General features: G+C 47.8%; 3 protein-coding genes. All 3 read right to left on the bottom strand.

Annotated elements, in window-relative coordinates:
• Window positions 1-662 (bottom strand): LD-carboxypeptidase (locus tag ENN47_00300; protein HDP76631.1); only part of this gene is annotated, 662 nt, incomplete at its 3' end.
• A 1,081-nt stretch (window positions 663-1,743) separates the two neighbouring features.
• On the bottom strand, window positions 1,744-2,490 hold the full coding sequence (locus ENN47_00295) for an amino acid ABC transporter ATP-binding protein (protein HDP76630.1): 747 nt from the start codon (window positions 2,488-2,490) through the stop codon (window positions 1,744-1,746).
• Window positions 2,487-2,663: amino acid ABC transporter permease (locus ENN47_00290; GenBank protein ID HDP76629.1), on the bottom strand; the 177-nt coding region annotated here is incomplete at its 5' end. The genes ENN47_00295 and ENN47_00290, both read right to left, overlap by 4 nt.

Raw genomic sequence — 2,663 nt, 5'->3', positions numbered from 1 at the left:
GATTCTTTTGTCTCACTCACATCTTCGAGCACGAGAACCGCGTCCTTGAGAGAACCGAGATACTCTGTTCCCTGAAGCGCCTGGAACAATGAGAGATTGGCCGGAATTAGTCTGCCGATCATCTTTCCTTCGATTACCGGGATTGACTGATAGTTGAAGCGAATCGTTCTTTCACCATTGAATATTTCAGCGATATTTTGGACGGACTTGGTATCCGATCCAAGCTCTACGGCGACCATTGGGCCGTGAAATGTAGTCTGACCGGTCTTGAAATAAATGGAGAGGAGCAAGGCCGTTATATCACTGTAACCTACCAGAGGCTTTGGATTAGAAGCAATTAATTCCCAATCGAGCCAATCGAGAAGATTGTAGGAACCATATCCCCCTCTTGCCGCAATAATTGCATCGTACTCCGGGTTCGCAAAAGCATCGTTTAGCTCATTTGCCTTTTCTCTAGAAGAAAGAGACACTTCGCAGCTTCTGCCGACTATGACTCTGTAGCCCACATTCCTCAAGGCACTTACGCCTGCTTCCAGCTTTGACCTTTCTGGAAAGCTTGCCGGCGCCGTAACAAAAATCGTTCTGATCTCTCTAGAAATCAATACGGACGAAGTCAAAAACATTCCAACACACAACATAAGTATCAACCATACCCTTCTCATGAGTTCCTCCAACTTGATCTACTAATTATAGTTTGCCATTCATGAGAGCTAAAATCAATACGCAACAGTCGATACTCGGAAAAACCTTCCGCTTACCGATAAGATCACGAGATAAACCGGGGGTCTTGGATCTGGCAATAGCAGAAGTGTGCTGCTTCGCAAGAGGAAGAATTAGCCAATCTGCTACGCAGGCCAGTCGCACTTCGTGCGGCCAGTCTTTGCTTCGCAAAGTCCAGTTCCGCTTCTCGGGCAAAAGACCCGCTGGTCGCTTGCCAAGAGACCGGGTTGATAGGGGCGGGTTAAGAAATTCGGGTTGCTAAGAGCGGGTTATCAAAACCGGGTTATGAAGATCGGGTGTAGTAAGAGGAAAATTTCGCTCCAGAGCTAGGATCTGTTCTTCGTTCTTTGTCAATACCATAACGCAGTAACGTGGAGATCCTTACCAGAAGCACGAGGATTGCGAGGAAAGTAGATTCAAATGAAATAATCATGGCTGTCATCCCAAGCTACTCATACAAGTTCCTTCTTTTGTCATCCCGTAATGCTCTTGTACGGGATCTGGTATCTAAAACGAGGCTGTAGGCAGCGAGAAAACAGGGACTGATCAGTTCCTAAGGTCCCATTTTTCGTGCCATGAATCGAGATTCTTGCCAGCACGCCAGATGACTTGAAGCGATAAGAGGCTATCATTTTGCAGAGCTTGCTCCGAAATGTTTTTGTTTACGGCTCTTAAATGGGATCTCATCACGTCGGTATTGCGTACGCTCCAAATAGAGGTGACAGGAATGTAGCTAGAGGTCAGAAAGGCAAGATCTAATTGCTCTTCTTATCTCTTCACTCTGGCTTCTCACGTCCTTTTGCCCTTCGACCAAAATCCTGGACGCGCAGCGCGGAACGAACGTCCTATCAGCTCTTCTCGGAGGACGACTCACGAATGACGAGTAACGGCTCCTAAAGGTCTTTCGAAGGACGGGTCCGAGTCCAAGACACTGGATGCTGGACAACTCCTAATGCCCTCGCCATACCCTAGACCCGGTGCCAGGAGAGAGATCACGAGAGAAACGCTCATTGCAATAAGGTGCTACACAATTGCCGAAAGGTCTGTCAAGAACTCTGCTATTTCCTCGGACATTGAGTCGAAAAACTCATCTGGACTGCAATCCGCGGAGACTTCACCGTTTTTCAAGAAGATTACACGATTGGCAATATGCTTTGCAAATTCAACTTCGTGCGTGACAATAATCATGGTTCTGCCTTCCGAGGAAAGCCGTCTGATTACCCTCATGACCTCACCGACGAGTGACGGATCGAGAGCAGAAGTAGGTTCGTCCAGGAGTACGATATCGGGATTCATGACTAGCGCTCTGGCAATGCCCACTCTCTGCTGTTGGCCTCCTGAAAGCTGCGACGGGTGATTGTTCAGTTTGTCGGCGAGGCCGACTTGACCTAACTGAATCTCGGCGGCCTTTCTGGCATCGGCCCAACTCATGTTTTTAACTTTGACAAGAGGCAGCGCAACATTGTCGATGATTTTGAGGTGACTTATCAAATTGAATCTCTGAAATACGAATCCAACTCTTGACCTGAAGGCCCTTATCGAATGCTTCGTTCTCTGAACCTGAGTACCTTTAAAGGATACCTCGCCCTTGTCGGGAGTGATTAGATTGTTGATACAGCGGAGAAGAGTAGTCTTTCCTGCGCCGGAAGCGCCGAGTACGGCAATCACGTCTCCCTCCTTGACCTCAAAGGAAACATCCTTGAGAACTGCCTGGGCATCGAAGGACTTGGTCAGTTTCGAGAGTTTCAGTATTACTTTCCTTTCATTCATGGAATAGCAAGCCTCCTTTCAAGTATCCTTCCCGCGAGAGATACAAGAGAGGTCATTACGAGATAACAGGCTGCTAGTACTATATACGCTTCAAAGACCGCCAGCGTCTGAGTTCCGACCTGTCTCGCTTTCATTGTAAGATCTCCCAGTGCTATGACCGATACGAGAGAGCT

The sequence above is a fragment of the Mesotoga infera genome, from assembly GCA_011045915.1.
GTDB classification, from domain to species: Bacteria; Thermotogota; Thermotogae; order Petrotogales; family Kosmotogaceae; genus Mesotoga; species Mesotoga infera_D.
The sequence above is the reverse complement of the archived record's forward strand: the minus strand, read 5'-3'. Positions and strand labels throughout refer to the sequence as shown.

What these genes read in the sequence shown, in the direction of transcription:
- ENN47_00295 (HDP76630.1), bottom strand. Translation starts at nt 2,490, where the DNA reads ATGAATGAAAGGAAAGTAATACTGAAACTCTCGAAACTGACCAAGTCC.